Source organism: Salinisphaera sp. G21_0 (assembly GCF_017744115.1).
In the GTDB taxonomy this organism is placed as follows: Bacteria; Pseudomonadota; Gammaproteobacteria; order Pseudomonadales; family Endozoicomonadaceae; genus Endozoicomonas.
Genome location: NZ_JAGHQW010000079.1, coordinates 1 through 19,188 on the forward strand (window position 1 = coordinate 1; position 19,188 = coordinate 19,188).

The 19,188-nt window shown below is 47.9% G+C and carries 7 protein-coding genes and 1 pseudogene; 7 read left to right on the plus strand and 1 reads right to left on the minus strand.

Annotation, left to right across the window (positions count from 1 at the left end; translation table 11 throughout):
- The 7 genes from J7439_RS23090 to J7439_RS23120 all read left to right on the plus strand — a co-directional run.
- A partial coding sequence (locus J7439_RS23090; protein ID WP_209204409.1) for an RAP domain-containing protein occupies nucleotides 1-1,102 on the plus strand: 1,102 nt, incomplete at its 5' end.
- 52 nt (nucleotides 1,103-1,154) lie between these two features.
- Nucleotides 1,155-4,016, plus strand: coding sequence for an RAP domain-containing protein (locus J7439_RS23095; RefSeq protein WP_209204410.1), 2,862 nt, complete (start codon nucleotides 1,155-1,157; stop codon nucleotides 4,014-4,016).
- A gap of 94 nt (nucleotides 4,017-4,110) precedes the next feature.
- Nucleotides 4,111-7,197, plus strand: coding sequence for an RAP domain-containing protein (locus J7439_RS23100; protein WP_209204411.1), 3,087 nt, complete (start codon nucleotides 4,111-4,113; stop codon nucleotides 7,195-7,197).
- A gap of 40 nt (nucleotides 7,198-7,237) precedes the next feature.
- On the plus strand, nucleotides 7,238-9,949 hold the full coding sequence (locus tag J7439_RS23105) for an RAP domain-containing protein (protein ID WP_209204412.1): 2,712 nt from the start codon (nucleotides 7,238-7,240) through the stop codon (nucleotides 9,947-9,949).
- Nucleotides 9,950-10,005: 56 nt separating this feature from the next.
- Nucleotides 10,006-12,711, plus strand: coding sequence for an RAP domain-containing protein (locus J7439_RS23110; RefSeq protein ID WP_209204413.1), 2,706 nt, complete (start codon nucleotides 10,006-10,008; stop codon nucleotides 12,709-12,711).
- Nucleotides 12,712-12,764: 53 nt separating this feature from the next.
- The gene (locus J7439_RS23115; protein ID WP_209204414.1) at nucleotides 12,765-15,812 is read left to right on the plus strand and encodes a DUF1601 domain-containing protein; all 3,048 of its coding nucleotides are present in this window, start codon (nucleotides 12,765-12,767) and stop codon (nucleotides 15,810-15,812) included.
- Nucleotides 15,813-15,852: 40 nt separating this feature from the next.
- Nucleotides 15,853-18,834 carry a DUF1601 domain-containing protein gene (locus J7439_RS23120; RefSeq protein WP_209204415.1) on the plus strand — a complete coding sequence of 994 codons (2,982 nt, stop codon included), beginning with the start codon at nucleotides 15,853-15,855 and terminating at the stop codon, nucleotides 18,832-18,834.
- Between the two features lie 150 nt (nucleotides 18,835-18,984).
- On the opposite strand, the pseudogene J7439_RS26735 reads toward J7439_RS23120, so the two are convergent.
- Nucleotides 18,985-19,188: pseudogene (locus J7439_RS26735) on the minus strand (hypothetical protein); the annotation flags it as partial.

The following is a 19,188-nucleotide window of genomic DNA, read 5'->3' on the forward strand; positions in this document are numbered from 1 at the left end:
ATCGAAGCTCAAAGAATCCGTGACCGCGCTGTTGCCCCATGTGAAAACCAAAGCCGAATCAACAGCAGAGAAAGACCACTTCAAGCCACAGGAAGTCGCCAACCTGCTGTGGGCCTTGGCGAAACTGATGGGCAACGGGCTCGAGCTGGAGAAGACAGCAAAGCTCAAAGAGGCTCTGGCCGCGCTGTTGTACCATGTGAAAACCAAAGCCGAATCAAAAGAAGAGAGAAGTCTGTTCAATACTCAAGGTACCGTCAATCTGCTGTGGGCCCTGGCGAAACTGGGTGAGGCCATTGAGCCGAACCTGGTTAAATCTACGTTCGATTTTCTTGTCGACAGAATCAGTAAAGACCTTCAACTCTCTCAGCAAGAGATATCGATGTCTCTCTGGGGAGTCATGGTATTCTGTGCCAGATTTTATCTGGACTCAGGTAGCAATAATAAAAATCCGCTTGAAAAGCACATAGGTGAACTATTTTCTCGCCTGGGAAATACATCCCCGGACAATATAGAGTTTCAATCCGTTATTGCCATGGCCGCAAGTTGGCTTGGCAGAGCATGTCCGGTGGTCCCCCATTACCGGACAGTCATTTCTGAACCACAATCCGCTTTCTGCGATCTACTCCAATCAAGCCTTCCATCTTTAACGATAGAAGAAGAAAAGATTCTGAACTCATTACCTCCGGTTGACCTGCTGCTGCCCGATTACAACACAGTTATTGATGTGCAGGGACCTTCTCATTACGTGAATGGTGATTTCAAAACCAGGAATGGTTCGACTTTGTTGAAAATTGCCCTGCTGCAAAAATTAGGATTTGAGGTTATTGAAATCCCGGTGAACAAGATTGATAACCAGGATTCAATGAAAATAGTTATTGAGCAAATAAAGGCAAAGTTAGCCGTCCTGCCGGAGGCTCATGGCTCTGTGTCACTTAACAGCGGCGAGTGGGCGGTAGACGAGGCATATTTTACTGCCGATGATGGAGGGCAATTTTCAGATGACTGTTATTTTACCGCCGAAGAATATTTAGAAGAGCAAATAAAAAAGCCCAAAAAAAGAAAAAGGAAGAGAAAAAGGCCAGTAAAAACTTCTGTCCGTTGATGCCACAGAGTAGTCTACTTTTTATATTTGTATGAATTAATGAAATATAATTATGGATAGTGGCGGTGCTGGTATTAGTTGTAAATACACGACATCCGGTAGTTATTATAAGCAACCGGACGATCATGCCGGGGCTTCAGGGAGTGGGCAATACAGGTATGGCAAAGTCAGGCAGGTGTATGTACCACTACGCTATACCCAGAAGCGTAATGAATTTAATCCTGCTTCTGACGCCTGCTCTGCTAACCATCCATCAGGACATTCAATAAAACCTGTTCATGGTTTTCATGCCCTCATCACACCAGAAAAAATGGCTTGGCTGGCCGAGGGATCTGCTCGTTATGGTGATCGCTATGATGGTAGAAATCATGGTCAATTTGCCTGTTCAATCAAACAGTACGCATCAGGGGCAAAACGACCATTAAATCATAGTGAACAACGTCAACTGATACCATTGTTACACGATTTTAAAGTGACACCCCGGTGGACCTGGCGAAGTCTGACAACAACGCTTCATTCATTGACTTCCGCGGGTGTTTTTACCCCTCATAAATTCATGAATGAGGGGTATAGGGAAATTCAAGCTACTTTACTGTCAACGTTACTTGATGCATTAATCCTTAAGTGCAACCAAAAAACTGAAGCCATTGATATAGATATACAAGGTATCACCAACCTGCTGTGGGCCTTGGCGAAACTGGTGGACAATGGGCTGGAGCTTGAGAAGACACCGAAGCTGAAAGAGGCCGTGACCGCGCTGTTGCCTCTTGTGCAATCCAAAGCTGAATCAAAAGTAGACCACTTCACGCCACAGGAAGTCGCCAACCTGCTATGGGCCATGGCGAAACTGGTGGGCAATGGGCTAAAACTGGAAAATACGCCGAAGCTAAAAGAGGCCGTGGCCGCGCTACTGCCCCTGGTGAAAACCAAAGCCGATGCAAAAAAAGACCAATTCAAGCCACAGGAAGTCACCAATCTACTGTGGGCCGTGGCGAAACTGGTGGACAATGGGCTTAAGCTGGAGAAGACGCCGAAGCTCAAACATGTCGTGGCTGCGTTGTTGCCCCATGTGAAAAACAAAGCTGAATCAAAAGAAGAGAAAGACCACTTGAACGCTCAAGCTACCGCAAATCTGCTGTGGGCGGTGGCGAAACTGGTGGATCACGGGCTGGAGCTGGAGACGACAGTGCAGCTCAAAGAGGCCGTGACCGCGCTGTTGCCTCATGTGAAAACCAGGACCGAATCAAAACAAGAGAAAGACCATTTTATCCCTCAGCATATCGCCAACCTGCTGTGGGCCCTGGCGAAACTGGTGGACAACGGTCTGGCGCTGGAGAAGACAGCGAAGCTGAAAGAGGCCGCGGCTACGCTCTTACACCTTGTGAAAACCAAAGCCGAATCACAAGAAGAGAAAGACCACTTTATGCCTCAGCATATCGCCAACCTCCTGTGGGCCATGGCTAAGCTGGTGGAGAACGGGCTAAAGCTGGAGAAGACAGTGAAGCTCAGAGAGGCCGTGACCGCGTTATTACCCCATGTGAAAACCAAAGCTGAATCAAAAGCAGAGAAAGGTCTCTTTGTGCCTCAGAATATCGCCAACCTGCTGTGGGTCATGGCGAAACTGGTGGAGAACGGGCTGGAGCTGGAGAATACTCCGAATCTGAAAGAGGCCCTGGCCGTGCTGTTGCTCCGGGTAAAAACCAACGCCGAATCAAAAGCAGAGAAAGACCACTTCAAGCCACAGGGAGTCTCCAACTTACTGTGGTCCTTTGCGAAACTGGTAGACAATGGGCTGGAGCTGGAGGAGACTCCGCAGCTGAAAGAGGCCGTGGTTGCGTTGTTGCCCCATGTGAAAACCAAAGCCGAATCAAAAGCAGAGAAAGGCCACTTCACCACTAGAGGTGCCATCAACCTGCTTTGGGCCTTGGCAACACTGTTGGGCAACGGGCTGGTGCTGGATCAGACAGCGAAGCTTGAAGAGGCCGTGCCTGCGCTGTTGTATCATGTGAAAATCAGAGCTGAATCAAAAGAAGAGAGAGATAACTTCAACACTCAAGATACCGTCAGCCTGCTGTGGTCCTTTGCGAAACTGGGTGAGGCCATTGAGTTAAACCTGGTTCAATCTACGTTCGATTTTCTTGTTGACAGAATCAGCAAAAACCCTCAACTCTCTCAGCAAAATATATTGATGTCGCTTTGGGGAGTCATGGTATTCAGTGCCAGATTTTATCTGGACTCAGGTAGTAATGATAAAAACCCGCTTGAAAAGCACATAGGTGAACTTTTTTCTCGCCTGGGAAATACATCCCCGGACAATATAGAGGTTCAAACCGTTATTGCCATGGCCGCAAGTTGGCTTGGAAAAGCGTGTCCGGTGGTCCCCGATTACCAGATATCCATTTCAGAATTACAATCCAATTTCCGCGATCAACTCCAGTCAAATCTTCCGTTTTTGAAGATAGAAGAAGAAAAGAGTCTGAACTCATTATCTCCGGTTGACCTGCGACTGCCAGATTACAACATGGTGATCGACGTTCAGGGACCTTTGCATTACGTGGGTGGTGATTTCAAAACCAGGAATGGCTCGACGTTGCTGAAAATCGCCCTGCTGCAGAAATTGGGATTTGAGGTCATTGAAATCCCGGTGAATAAGATTAATAACCAGGATTCAATGAAAATAGTTATTGAGCAAATAAAGACAAAGTTAGCCATCCCGCAAGAGGCCCATGGCTCTGTGTCACCTGACAGGGAAGAGGAGTCGACTGATGAAGCATATTTTACTGCCAATGAAGACGGACAATTTTCAGATGACTGTTATTTTACTGCCGAAGAGTGTTTAGAAGAGAAAACAGGTAAATCAAAAAGAAAAAGGAAGAGAAAAAAGTCGGTAAAAACCCATTTACTTAAGCAGTAATTACTCAGGAGTTGATAGACATTTAAGCAAGATGGGCTATAAACAAGCCGGTAGTCTACTTTTTATATTTTCCATGAATTAATGAAATATAAATATGGATAGAGGCGGTGCTGGTATAAGTTGGAAATACACGACATCAGGTAATGATTATAAACAACCGGACAGTCATGCCGATTCTTCAGGGAGCAGGCGATATCGACATCGCACAGCCAGGCAGGCGAATACTCCACTACCCTATATCCCGGGGCGTAATGAACTTTATCGTGCCTCTGGTGCCTGCTCTGCTGACTATCCGCCAAGACATTCAGTAAAACCTGTTGATGATTTTAATGCTCTCATCACACAAGAAAAAATGGATTGGCTGGTAAAGATATCTGCCCATTACGGTGATCGCTATGATGGGAAAAGACACAGTCAATTTGCCACTTTAATTAAACAATACACATCAGCGTCACAACGATCTTTAAATCACAGTGAACAACGTCAACTTATACCATTGTTGCACGATTTTAAAGCAACACCCCGGTGGAGCTGGCGAAGCCTGACGACAACGTTTCATTCATTTACTTCAGCGGGTGTTTTTACCTCTCATAAATACATGGATGCGTGGGTTAAGGAAACTCAAGCTGCTCTACTGTCAAATTTGCTTGATCTGGTAATACTTCAGTGCAACCAAAAACCTGAAGCCAGGGATATTGATGCACTGGGTGCCATCAACCTGATGTGGGCCCTGGCGAAACTGGTGGACAATGGGCTGGCGCTGAAGAAAACACCGAAGCTGAAAGAGGCCGTGGCCGCGCTGTTGCCTTATGCGAAAATCAAAGCCGAATCAAAACAAGAGAACGACCACTTTATTCCCAAGCGTATCGCCAGCCTGCTGTGGTCTGTGGCGAAACTGGTGGACAACGGGCTGGATCTGAAGAAGACACCGAAGCTCAGAGAGGCCGTGGCCACGTTGCTCCACCATGTGAAAACCAAAGCTGAATCAAAAGAGAAGAAAGACCACTTTGGCCCTCAAGGTAACGCCAACCTGATGTGGGCCTTGGCGAAACTGGTGGACAACGGGCTGGAGAAGACACCGATGCTCAAAGAGGTCGTGGCCGCACTTTTGCACCATGTGACAACCAACGCCGGATTAAAAGAAGATAGAGACCACTTTATTCCTCAGCATATCTCCAACCTGCTGTGGGCCGTGGCAAAACTGGTGGACAATGGGCTGGAAAAGACACTGAAGCTCAGAAAGGCCGTGGTCGCGCTGTTGCCCCATGTAAAAACCAGAGCCGAATCAAAAGAGGATAAAGACCACTTTAACATTCAAACTACCAACAACCTGCTGTGGGCTGTGGCGAAACTGGTGGACAACGGACTGGAGCTGGAAAAGACACCGACGCTCAAAGAGGCTGTGGCCGCATTGTTGCCCCATGTTAAAGCCAAAGCCGAATCAAACGAAGAGAAGGACCACTTTATTCCTCAGCATATCTCCAACCTGCTGTGGGCTGTGGCGAAACTGGTGGACAACGGACTGGAGCTGGAAAAGACACCGACGCTCAAAGAGGCTGTGGCCGCATTGTTGCCCCATGTTAAAGCCAAAGCCGAATCAAAAGAAGAGAAGGACCACTTTATTCCCCAGCATATCTCCAACCTGCTGTGGGCCTTGGCGAAACTGGTAGACAATGGGCTGGCGCTGGAGAAGACACCGGAGCTCAAAGAGGTCGTGGCTGTGCTTTTGCCCCATGTGGAAACAAAAGCCGAATCAAAAGAAGAGAAAGACTACTTTATTCCTCAGCATATCACCAATCTGCTGTGGGCCCTGGCGAAACTGGTGGACAACGGGCTGGAGCTGGAGAAGACACCGAAGCTTAAAGAGGCCTTGGCCGCGCTGTTGTACCAAGTGAAAACCAAAGCCGAATCAAAAGAAGAAAAAGACCACCTTATTCCTCAGCATATCACCAACCTGCTGTGGGCCCTGGCGAAACTGGTGGACAACGGGCTGCAACTGGAGAAGACACCGAAGCTCAAAGAAGCCTTGGCCGCGCTGTTGTACCATGTGACAACCAAAGCCGAATCAAAAGAGAAAGGCCAATTCCAGCCACAGGAAGTCTCCACCCTGCTGTGGGCCCTGGCAAAACTGGTGGACAACGGACTGGAGCTGGAGCACACACCCACACTTAAAGAGGTCGTGGCCAGGTTGTTGCCCTATGTGAAAACCAAAGCCGAATCAAAAGAAAAGAAAGACTGCTTCAGCAATCAAGATATTGTTAACCTGCTGTGGGCTGTGGCGAAACTGCTGCACAACGGACTGGAGCTGGAGAGGACACCGAAGCTCAAAGAGACTGTGGCCGCGCTGTTGCTCAATGTGACAACCAAAGCCGAATCAGAAGAGAAAGACCACTTCAACACTCAAGGTACCGCCAACCTGCTGTGGGCCCTGGCTAAACTGGGTGAGGCCATTGAGCTGAACCTGGTTAAATCTACGTTTGATTTACTTGTTGACAGAATCAGTAAAACACCTCAGCTCTCTCAGCAAGATATATTGATGTCTCTCTGGGGAGTCATGGTATTCTGTGCCAGGTTTTATCTGGAATCAGGCAGTAATGATAAACACTCCCTTGAAAAGTACATAGGTGAACTATCTTCTCGCCTGGAAAATACATTCCCGGACAAAATAGAGGATCAATGCACCATTGCCATGGCTGCAAGTTGGCTTGGAAGAGCGTGTCCGGTGGTTCCCGATTACCGGACAACCATTTCACAATCACAATCCACTTTCTGCGATCAACTTCGATCAAGCCTTCCGTCTTTGAAGATTGAAGAAGAGAAGAGTCTGAACTCATTACCTCCGGTTGACCTGCTACTGCCAGATTACAACATGGTTATCGACGTTCAGGGACCTTCCCATTACGTGGGTGGTGATTTCAAAACCAGGAATGGCCCGACTTTGTTGAAAATCGCCCTGCTGCAAAAATCAGGGTTTGAGGTTATTGAAATCCCGGTGAGAAAGCTGGATGACCAGGATTCAATGCAAAGCGTTATTGGGCAAATAAAGACAAAGTTAGCCATCCTGCGAGAGGCCGATGGCCCTGTGTTACTGAACAGCGAGGAGGCGGCAGATGACGCATACTTTACTGCCGATGAAGAAGGGCAATTTTCCGATGACTGTTATTTTTCCGCCGAAGAATAGTCTACTTTTTACATTTCCCATGAATTAATGAAATAGAATTATGGACAGAGGCGGTGCTGGTGTCAGTTGGCAATGCACAACATCAGGTAATGATTATAAAAAACCGGATGATCGTACCGATTCTGCAAAAAGTGGGCGATACAGGCATGGCACAGTCAGACAGTTGGATGCGTCACTCGCCTATATCCGGGAGAGTAATGAATTTTATACTGCTTCTGACGTCTGTTCTGCTGACCGTCCACCAAGACATTTAATAAAACCTGTGCATGGTTTCAAAGCTCTCATCACACCAGAAAAAATGGATTACATGATGAAGATATCTACTCATTATGGTGGTCACTATGATGGTAAAAAACACTGTCAATTTGCCCTTTCCATCAAACAATACACTTCAGCGTCAAAACGTTCTTTGAATCATCGTGAACAACGCCAACTGATACCCTTGTTGCACGATTTTAAAGCGACACCCGGGTGGACTTGGCGAAGCCTGGCGACAACATTTCATTCATTTACTTCAGCGGGTGTTTTTACCCCTCATAAATACATGGATGAGTGGGTTAAGGAAGCTCAGGCTGCTTTACTGTCAACTTTACTTGATCCTGTAATACTTAAGTGCAACCAAAAACCTGAAGCCATGGGTATTAATGCACAGGGTACCGTCAACCTACTGTGGGCCGTAGCAAAACTGGTGGACAATGGTCTGATGCTGGAGAAGACAGCAAAGCTGAAAGATGCCGTGGTTGCGCTGTTGCCCCATGTGACAACCAAAGCCGAATCAAAAGAAGAGAAAGACTGCTTCAACACTCAAGGTACTTCTAACCTGCTGTGGGCCTTGGCGAAACTGGTGGACAATGGGCTGGCGCTGGAGAAGACACCGAAGCTGAAAGAGGCCGTGGCTGCGCTGTTACCCCAGGTGAAAACCAAAGCTGAATCAAAAGAAGAGAAAGACCGCTTCAACACTCAAGGTACCTCTAACCTGCTGTGGGCCTTGGCGAAACTAGTGGACAACGGGCTGAAGCTGGAGATGATGCCGAAGCTCAAAGAAGCCGTGGCCGCGCTGTTGCGCCATTTGAAAACCAAAGCCGAATCAAAAAAAGAGAAAGACCACTTCAATCCACAGGAAATCACCAATCTACTGTGGGCCGTGGCAAAACTGGTGGACAACGGACTGGCGCTGGAGAAGACAGCGAAGCTCAAAGAGGCCGTGTGTGCGCTGTTGCCCTATGTGAAAACCAAAGCCGAATCAAAAGAAGAGAAAGACCACTTCCAGCCACAGGCAGTCACCAACCTGATGTGGGCCCTGGCGAAACTGGTGGGCAACGGGCTCGAGCTGGAGAAGACAACGAAGCTCAAAGAGGCCGTGGCCGCGCTGTTGCCCCATGTGAAAACCAAAGCCGAATCAAAAGAAGAGAAGGACCACTTTAACACCCAAGCTATCACCAACCTGCTGTGGGCCCTGGCAAAACTGGTGGACAACGGGCTGGAGCTAGAGACAACACCGAAGCTCAAAGAGGCCATGGTCGCAATGCTGCCTCAGGTGAAAACCAAAGCCGAATCAAAAGAAGAGAAAGACCACTTCAAGCCACAGGCTGTCGCCAACCTGCTGTGGGCCCTGGCGAAACTGGTGGACAATGGGCTGGAGCTGGAGAAGACACCGAAGCTCAAAGAGGCCGTGGCCGCGCTGTTGCCCCAGGTGAAAACCAAAACCGAATCAAAAGAAGAGAAAGACCGCTTCAAGTCTCAAGGTACCATCAACCTGCTGTGGGCCATGGTGATACTGATGGGTAACGGGCTGGAGCTGGATAAGACACCGAAGCTCAAAGAGGCCCTGGCCGCGCTGTTGTATCATTTGAAAACCAAAGCCGAATCAAAAGAAGAGAAAGACCACTTCAACACTCAAGGTACCGCCAACCTGCTATGGGCCCTGGCCAAACTGGGTGAGGCCATTGAGCTGAACCTGGTGAAATCTACGTTAGATTCTCTTGTCGACAGAATCGGTGAAGACCACCAATTCTCTCAACAAGATATATTGATGTCTCTCTGGGGAGTCATGGTATTTTGTGCCAGGTTTTATCTGGACTCAGGCAGTAATAATAAACACTCCCTTGAAAAGCACATAGGCGAACTATTTTCTCGCCTGGCAAATACATCCCCGGGCAGTATAGAGGATCAATCCATCATTGCCATGGCTGCAAGTTGGCTTGGGAGAGCGTGTCCGGTCATCCCTTATTACACGACAAACACTTCACAATCTCAATCCACCTTCCGCGATCAACTCCAATCAAGTATTCCCTCGTTGAAGATTGAAGAAGAAAAGAGTCTGAACTCATTACCTCCGGTTGACCTGCTACTGCCAGATTACCACATAGTGATCGACATTCAGGGACCTTCCCATTACGTGAGTGGTGATTTCAAAACCAGGAATGGTCCGACTTTGCTGAAAATCGCCCTGCTGCAAAAATCAGGATTTGAGGTCATTGAAATCCCGGTGACCAGGCTTGTGAATCAGGATTCAATAAAAATAGTTATTGAGCAAATAAAGACAAAGTTAGCCGTCCCGCCACAGGCTTATGGCTCTTTGTTACTTAACAGCGGCGAAGGGGCAGTAAATGAAGCATACGTTACTGCCGATGAAGGAGGGGAATGTTCCGATGACTGTTATTTTACCGCCGAAGAATATTTAGAAGAGCAAACAGAAAAAACAAAAAAGAGAAAAAGGAGGAGAAGAAAGTCAGTAAAAACTGCTGACTGATGATGTCATAGAGTAGTCTACTTTTTATATTTCCCATGAATTAATGAAATATGATTATGGACAGAGGCGGTGCTGGTGTCAGTTGGCAATGCACAACATCAGGTAACGATTATAAACAACCGGATGATCGTACCGATGCTGCAAAAAGTGGGCGATACTGGCATGGCACAGTCAGAGAGGTGAATGCGCCACTCGCCTATATCCGGGAGAGTAATGAATTTTATGCTGCTTCTGACGCCTGCTCTGCTGATCATCCACCAAGACATTCAATAAAACCTGTTCATGGTTTCAAAGCTCTCATTACACCAGAAAAAATAGATTACATGATGAAGATATCTACTCATTATGGTGATCACTATGATGGTAAAAAACACTGTCAATTTGCCCTTTCCATCAAACAATACACTTCAGCGTCAAAACGATCTTTGAATCATAGTGAACAACGCCAACTGATACCATTGTTGCACGATTTTAAAGCGACACCCGGGTGGACCTGGCGAAGTCTGACGACGACGTTTCATTCATTTACTTCAGCGGGTGTTTTTACCTCTCATAAATACACGGAAGAGTGGGTTAGGAAAACTCAAGCTGCTTTACTGTCCACTTTACTTGATCAGGTAATACTTAATTGCAACCAAACACTTGAAGCCAGGGATTTTGATGTACACGGTATCAATAACCTGCTGTGGTCCGTAGCGAAACTGGTGGACAACGGGCTGGAGCTGGAGAAAACACCGAAGCTCAAAGAGGCTGTTGCCGCACTGTTGATCCATGTTAAAGCCAAAGCCAAATCACAAGAAGAGAGAGAACACTTTATTCCTCAGCATATCTCCAACCTGCTATGGTCTGTGGCGAAACTGGTGGACAACGGGCTGGAGCTGGACAAGACACTGATGCTCAGGGAGGTCGTGGCCGCACTGTTGCCCCATGTGAATGCCAAAGCTGAATCAAAAGAAGAGAGAGACCACTTTATTCCTCAGCATATCAGCAACCTGCTGTGGGCCCTGGCGAAATTGGTGGACAAGGGGGTGGGGAAGACTCCAAAGCTCAAAGGGACCGTGGCCGCGTTGTTGCCTCATGTGAAAACCAAAGCTGAATCAAAAGAAGAGAAAGAGCACTTTAACACTCAAGGTATCGCCAACCAGCTGTGGGCCTTCGCGAAACTGGTGGACTACGGACTGGAGCTGGAGAAGATACCGAGGCTCAAAGAGGTTGTGGCTGCGCTGTTGCCCCATGTGAAAACCAAGGCTGAATCAAAACAAGAGAAAGACCACTTTATTCCCCAGCAGATCGCCAACCTGCTGTGGGCCCTGGCAAAACTGGTGGAAAATGGGCTGGAGCTGGAGAACACTCCGAAGCTCATAGAGGCTGTGGCCGCGCTGTTGCACCATGTGAAAACCAAAGCCGAATCAAAAGAAGAGAAAGACCGCTTCAGGCCACAGGGCGTCGCCAACCTGTTGTGGGCTGTGGCGAAACTGGTAGACAACGGACTGAAACTGGAGAAGACACCCAGGCTTAAAGAGGCCGTGGTCTGGTTGTTGCCCTATGTGAAAACCAACGCCGGATCAAAAGAAGAGAAAGACTGCTTCAGTGCAAAAGATAGCGCCAACTTGCTGTGGGCCATGGCGAAACTGGTAGAAAATGGACTGGAGCTGGGGAAGACACCAAAGCTGAAAGAGGCCGTTGTTGCGCTGTTGCCCCATGTGACAACCAAAGCCGAATCATTAGAAGAGACAGACCACTTTACTCCTCAGCATATCGCCAACCAGCTGTGGGCCCTGGCGAAACTGGTGGAGAACGGGTGGAAGCTGGAGAAGACATTGAAGCTCAAAGAGGCTTTGGTCGCGCTGTTGTCCCATGTGCAAACCAAAGCCGAATCAAAAGAAGATAAAGACCAATTCAAGCCACAGGAAGTCGCCAACATGATGTGGGCCGTGACAAAACTGGGTGAGGTGATTGAGCTGAAAGTGGTTAAATCAACGTTAGCTTCCCTTGTCGGCAAAATCAGCGAAAACACCCCGCTCTCTCTTCAAGGTAGATGGATGTCTCTGTGGGGAGTCATGGCATTCTGTGCCAGATTTTATCTGACCTACGGTAAAAATAATAAAAACTCCCTTGAAAAGCACATAGGTGAACTATTTTCTTGCCTGGGAAATACACCCACCGGCAATACCGAGGATCCATCCATTATTGCCATGGTCACAAGTTGGCTGGGGAGAGCGTGTCCGGTGGTTCCCCATTACCGAACAATCACTTCACGATCACAATCCACTTTTCGCGATCAACTCCGATCAAGCCTTCCCTCTTTGAAGATTGAAGAAGAGAAGAGTCTGAGTTCATTACCTCCGGTTGACCTGCTACTGCCAGATTACAACATGGTGATCGACGTTCAGGGACCTTTCCATTACGTGGGTGGTGATTTCAAAACCAGGAATGGTTCGACTTTGTTGAAAATCGCCCTGTATAAAAAATTAGGATTTGAATTTATTGAAATACCGGTGAACAAGCTTGATAACCAGTATTCAATACAAAGAGTTATTGAGCAAATAAAGACAAAGTTAGCCATCCTGCCAGGGGCCCATGATCCTGTGTCACCTGACAGCAGTGAGTGTGCGGCAGGTGAGGCATACTTTACTGCCGATGAAGGATGGCAATTTTCCGATGACTGTTATTTTACCGCTGAAGAATATTTAGAAGAGCAAATAAATAAACCAAAAAAGAGAAAAAGGAAGAGAAAAAAGCCAGTAAAAACTACTGCCTGATGAGGCCGTAAAGTAGTCTACTTTTTATATTTTCCATGAATTAATGAAATATAATGATGGACAGAGGCGGTGCTGGTATCAGTTGGCAATGCACAACATCAGGTAATGATTATAAACAATCGGATGATCGTACCGATTGTTCAAAGAGCGGGCGATACTGGCATGGCACAGTCAGACAGGTGAATGCGCCACCCCCCTGTATCCAGAAGCGTAATGAATTTTATCCTGCTTCTGACGTCTGTTCTGCTAACCATCTACCAAGACACTCAATAAAACCTGTTCATGATTTTCATGCTCTCATCACACAAGAAAGAATGGATTACCTGGTGAGGATATCTGCTCGTTTTGGTGATCGCTATGATGGTAAAAAACACGGTCAATTTGCCACTTTAATCAAACAATACACTTCAGCGTCAGGAAGACCTTTGCATCATAGTGAACAACGCCAACTGATACCATTGTTGCACGATTTTAAAGCTACCGCCGGGTGGGCCTGGCGAAGCCTGGCGACAACGCTTCATTCATTTACTTCAGCGGGTGTTTTTACCCCTCATAAATACATGAATGAGGGAAGTAAGGAAACTCAGGCAGCTTTATTGTCAACGTTACTTGATGCAGTAATACTTAAGTGCAACCAAAAACCTGAAGCCAGGGGTATTGATGCCCAAGGTACCGCCAATCTGCTGTGGGCCCTGGCAAAAATTGTTGGCAACGGGCTTGAGCTGGAGACGACACCGAAGCTAAAAGAAGCCGTCGCCACGCTGTTGCCCTATGTGAAAACCAAAGCCGAATCAACAGAAGAGAAAGACCACTTTAATCCTCAGGAAGTCGCCAACCTGCTGTGGGCCGTGGCGAAACTGGTGGACAACGGGCTGGAGCTGGAGAAAACACCCAAGCTCAAAGGGGTTGTAGCCGCGCTGTTGCCCCATGTGAAAACCAAAGCCGAATCAAAAGAAGAGAAAGACCACTTTAGTCCTCAGCATATCGCCAACCTGCTGTGGGCGGTGGCGAAACTGGTGGACAACGGGCTGGAACTGGAGAAAACACCCAAGCTCAAAGAGTCCGTGGCCGCGCTGTTGCCCCGGGTGAAAACCAAAGCCGAATCAAAAGAAGAGAGAGACCACTTTATTCCTCAGCATATCGCTAACTTGCTGTGGGCGGTGGCGAAACTGGTGGACAACGGGCTGGAGCTGGAGAAGACACCGAAGCTCAAAGAGGCCGTGGCCGCGCTGCTGCTCCATGTGAAAACCAAAGCCAAATCAAAAGAAGAGAAAGACCAGTTTAAGCCACAGGAAGTGGCCAACCTGCTGTGGGCCGCGGCGAAACTGGTGGACAACGGGCTGGAGCTGGAGAAGACAGCAAAGCTCAAAGAGGCCGTGGCCGCAATGTTGCCCCATGTGGAAACCCAAGCCGAATCAAAAGAAAAGAAAGACCACTTCAACACTCATGCTACCGCCAACCTGCTGTGGGCCCTGGCGAAACTGGCGGACAACGGGCTGGAGTTGGAGAAGACACCGAAGCTCAAAGAGGCTGTGGCCGCGCTGTTGTACCATGTGAAAACCCAAGCCGAATCAAAAGAAAAGAAAGACCACTTCAACACTCAAGCTACCGTCAACCTGCTGTGGGCCGTGGCGAAACTGGCGGACAACGGGCTGGAGCTGAAGAAGACACCGAAGCTCAAAGAGGTCGTGGCCGCGCTGTTTTACCATGTGAAAACCAAAGCCGAATCAAAAGAAGATAAAGACAGCTTCAACTCTCAAGGTACCGCCAACCTGCTGTGGGCCCTGGCGAAACTGGTAGACAACGGACTGGAGCTGGAGCAGACACCCAGGCTTAAAGAGGCCGTGTTCAGGTTGTTGCCCTTTGTGAAAACCAAAGCCGAATCAAAAGAAGATAAAGACAGCTTCAACTCTCAAGGTACCGCCAACCTGCTGTGGGCCCTGGCGAAACTGGTAAACAACGGACTGGAGCTGGAGAAGACACCGAAGCTCAAAGAGGCCGTGGCAACAATGTTGCCCCATGTGACAACCAAAGCCGAATCAAAAGAAGAGAAAGACCACTTTATTCCTCAGCATATCGCCAACCTGCTGTGGGCCTTGGCGAAACTGGTGGAGAACGGGTGGAAGCTGGAGAAGACATCGAAGCTCAAAGAGGCTGTAGTCGCGCTGTTGCCCCATGTGCAAACCAAAGCCGAATCAAAAGAAGAGAAAGATCAATTCAAGCCACAGGAAGTCGCCAACATGATGTCGTCCCTGGCAAAACTGGGTGAGGCTATTGAGCTGAATGTGGTTAAATCAACGTTAGCTTCTCTTGTCGGCAAAATCAGCAAAAACACCCCGCTCTCTCAGCAAGGTAGATGGATGTCCCTGTGGGGAGTCATGGCATTCTGTGCCAGATTTTATCTGAACCACGGTAAAAATAATAAAAACTCGCTTGAAAAGCACATAGGTGAACTATTTTCTTGCCTGGGAAATACATCCTCAGGCAATACAGAGGATCAATCCATTATTGCCATGGCCACAAGTTGGCTAGGGATAGCGTGTCCGGTGGTTCCCCATTACCAAACAATCACTTCACAATCACAATCCACTTTTCGGGATCAACTCCAATCAAGCCTTCCGTCGTTGAAGATTGAAGAAGAAAAGAGTTTGAACTCATTACCTCCGGTTGACCTGCTACTGCCAGATTACAACATAGTTATCGACGTACAGGGACCTTCTCATTACGTGGATGATGATTTCAAAACAAGGAATGGTTCGACTTTGTTGAAAATCGCCCTGTTGCAAAAAGCAGGATTTGAGGTCATTGAAATCCCGGTTAGCAAGCTTGATAACCAGGATTCAATGAAAATAGTTATTGAGCAAATAAAGACAAAATTACCTGTCCTGCCGGAAGCTCATGGTCCTGTGTTACATAACAGTGGCGAGGAGGCCGCAGATGGGGCATACGTTACTGCCGATGAAGGAGGGCAATTTTCAGATGACTGTTATTTTACCGCCGAAGAATATTTGGAAGAGCAAACAGAAAAACCAAAAAAGAGAAAAAGGAAGAGGAAAAAGCCAGTAAAAACTGCTGCCTGGTCTGGTGATGCCGTAGAGTAGTCTACTTTTTATATTTTCCATGAATTAATGAAATATAATTATGAATAGAGGCGGTGCTGGTATCAGTTGGCAATGCGCAACATCAGGTAATGATTATAAACAACTGGATGATCGTACCGATTCTTCAGCGAGTGGGCGATACTGGCATGGCACAGTCAGACAGGTGAATGTGCCACTCCCCTATATCCAGAAGCGTAATGAATTTTATTCTGCCTCTGACGCCTGTTCTGCTAACCATCCACCAAGACACTCAATAAAACCTGTTCATGGTTTTAATGCTCTCATTACACAAGAAAGAATGGATTGCCTGGTGAGCATATCTGCTCGTTTTGGTGATCGCTATGATGGTAAAAAACACGGTCAATTTGCCACTTTAATCAAACAATACACTTCAGCGTCAGGAAGACCTTTGCATCATAGTGAACAACGCCAACTGATACCATTGTTGCACGATTTTAAAGCTACCGCCGGATGGACCTGGCGAAGTCTGACGACAACGTTTCATTCATTTACTTCAGCAGGTGTTTTTACCCCTCATAAATACATGAATGAGGGAAGTAAGGAAGCTCAGGCAGCTTTATTGTCAACGTTACTTGATGCAGTAATACTTAAGTGCAACCAAAAACCTGAAGCTTGGGATATCGATGCACAAGGTACCGCCAACCTGCTCTGGGCCCTGGCGAAACTTGCGGACAACGGGCTGGAACTGGAGAAGACACCGAAGCTCAAAGAGGCCGTGGCTGCGCTGTTGCCTCGGGTGAAAACCAAAGCCGAATCAAAAGAAGAGAAAGACCACTTTATTCCTCAAAATATCTCCAACCTGCTGTGGGCCGTGGCGAAACTGATAGACAATGGGTTGGAGCTTGAGAAGACAGCAAAGCTCAAAGAGGCCGTGGCCGCGCTGTTGCCCCATGTGAAAACCAAAGCCGAATCAAAAGAAGAGAAAGACCACTTCAAGCCACAGGAAGTCGCCAACCTGCTGTGGGCCTTGGCGAAACTGGTAGACAATGGGCTGGAGCTTGAGAAGACAGCAAAGCTCAAAGAGGCCGTGGCCGCGCTGTTGCCCCAGGTAAAAACCAAAGCCGAATCAAAAGAAGACACAAACCACTTCAAGCCACAGGAAGTCGTCAACCTGCTGTGGGCCGTGGCAAAATTGGTGGACAATGGGCTGGAGAAGACTCCAAAGCTCAAAGGGACCTTGGCCGCGCTGTTGCCCTATGTGAAAGCCAAAGCCGAATCAAAAGAAGAGAAAGACCGCTTCAGGCCACAGGGAGTCGCCAACCTGCTGTGGGCCGTGGCAAAATTGGTGGACAATGGCCTGGAGCTGGAAAAGACAGCGAAGCTCAAAGAGGTTATGGCCGCGCTGCTGCCCCATGTGAAAAGCAAAGCCGAATCAAAAGGAGAGAAAGACCACTTCAAGCCACAGGAAGTCGCCAACCTGCTGTGGGCCTTGGCGAAACTGGTAGACAATGGGCTGGAGCTTGAGAAGACAGCAAAGCTCAAAGAGGCCGTGGCCGCGCTGTTGCCCCAGGTAAAAACCAAAGCCGAATCAAAAGAAGACACAAACCACTTCAAGCCACAGGAAGTCGTCAACCTGCTGTGGGCCGTGGCAAAATTGGTGGACAATGGGCTGGAGAAGACTCCAAAGCTCAAAGGGACCTTGGCCGCGCTGTTGCCCTATGTGAAAGCCAAAGCCGAATCAAAAGAAGAGAAAGACCGCTTCAGGCCACAGGGAGTCGCCAACCTGCTGTGGGCCGTGGCAAAATTGGTGGACAATGGCCTGGAGCTGGAAAAGACAGCGAAGCTCAAAGAGGTTATGGCCGCGCTGCTGCCCCATGTGAAAAGCAAAGCCGAATCAAAAGGAGAGAAAGACCACTTCAAGCCACAGGAAGTCGCCAACCTGCTGTGGGCCGTGGCAAAATTGGTGGACAATGGGCTGGAGAAGACTCCAAAGCTCAAAGGGACCGTGGCCGCGCTGTTGCCCCATGTGAAAGCCAAAGCCGAATCAAAAGAAGGGAAAGACCACTTCAAGCCACAGGAAGTCGCCAACCTGCTGTGGGCCGTGGCAAAATTGGTGGACAATGGGCTGGAGAAGACTCCAAAGCTCAAAGGGACCGTGGCCGCGCTGTTGCCCCATGTGGAAGCCAAAGCCGAATCAAAAGAAGTGAAAGACCACTTTATTCCTCAGCATATCGCCAACCTGCTGTGGGCCGTGGCAAAACTGGGGGAGGCCATTGAGCTGAACCTGGTTAAATCTATGTTCGATTCTCTTGTCGACAGAATCAGTGAAACCCCTCAGCTTTCTCAGCAAGGTATATGGATGTCTCTCTGGGGAGTCATGGCATTCTGTGCCAGAGTTTATCTGGAATCAGGCAGTAATGATAAACACTCCCAAAAGCACATAGGTGAACTATCTTCTCGCCTGGAAAATACATTCCCAGACAATACAGAGGATCAATCCATCATTGCCATGGCCGCAAGTTGGCTTGGGAGAGCGTGTCCGGTGGCCCCCCATTACCAGACCATTATTTCACAATCTCAATCCACCTTACGCGATCAACTCCAATCAAGCCTTCCGTCGTTGAAGATTGAAGAAGAAAAGAGTCTGAACTCATTACCTCCGGTTGACCTGCTACTGCCAGATTACAACATGGTTATCGACGTACAGGGACCTTCTCATTACGTGGATGATGATTTCAAAACAAGGAATGGTTCGACTTTGTTGAAAATCGCCCTGTTGCAAAAAGCAGGATTTGAGGTCATTGAAATCCCGGTTAGCAAGCTTGATAACCAGGATTCAATGAAAATAGTTATTGAGCAAATAAAAACAAAATTAGCTGTCCTGCCGGAGGCTCATGGTCCTGTGTTATATAACAGTGGCGGGGAGGCGGCAGGTAAGGCATACGTTACTGCCGATAAAGGAGGGCAATTTTCAGATGACTGTTATGTTACCGCCGAAGAATATGTAGAAGAGCAAACAGAAAAACAGAAAAGAGAAAAAGGAAAAGAAAAAAGCCAGTAAAAACTGCTGCCTTGTCTGGTGATGCCGTAGAGTAGTCTACTTTTTATATTTTCCATGAATTAATGAAATATAATGATGGACAGAAGCGGTGCTGGTATAAGTTGGCAATGCGCAACATCAGGTGGGTGCTCTCTCAATCTGATAATTGAATTATACGTCAATTAAAAACTTACCGGACATGTAATTAGACCAAAGCTGATCCCAGCGCCCTTTACTCTGGACCAGATACCTTGTTGCCAATAGAACCTCAGCACCTGTCGTTTTCCACCTCATGCCAGAGCCGCATAACCGTTGCTTGACTAGCGTCTTACAAGCTGCCTCTGTGACTCCAGAACCTATTGGCCAGTGACGTTT

What these genes read in the sequence shown, in the direction of transcription:
- J7439_RS23095 (WP_209204410.1), top strand. Translation starts at nt 1,155, where the DNA reads ATGGATAGTGGCGGTGCTGGTATTAGTTGTAAATACACGACATCCGGT.
- J7439_RS23100 (WP_209204411.1), top strand. Translation starts at nt 4,111, where the DNA reads ATGGATAGAGGCGGTGCTGGTATAAGTTGGAAATACACGACATCAGGT.
- J7439_RS23105 (WP_209204412.1), top strand. Translation starts at nt 7,238, where the DNA reads ATGGACAGAGGCGGTGCTGGTGTCAGTTGGCAATGCACAACATCAGGT.
- J7439_RS23110 (WP_209204413.1), top strand. Translation starts at nt 10,006, where the DNA reads ATGGACAGAGGCGGTGCTGGTGTCAGTTGGCAATGCACAACATCAGGT.
- J7439_RS23115 (WP_209204414.1), top strand. Translation starts at nt 12,765, where the DNA reads ATGATGGACAGAGGCGGTGCTGGTATCAGTTGGCAATGCACAACATCA.
- J7439_RS23120 (WP_209204415.1), top strand. Translation starts at nt 15,853, where the DNA reads ATGAATAGAGGCGGTGCTGGTATCAGTTGGCAATGCGCAACATCAGGT.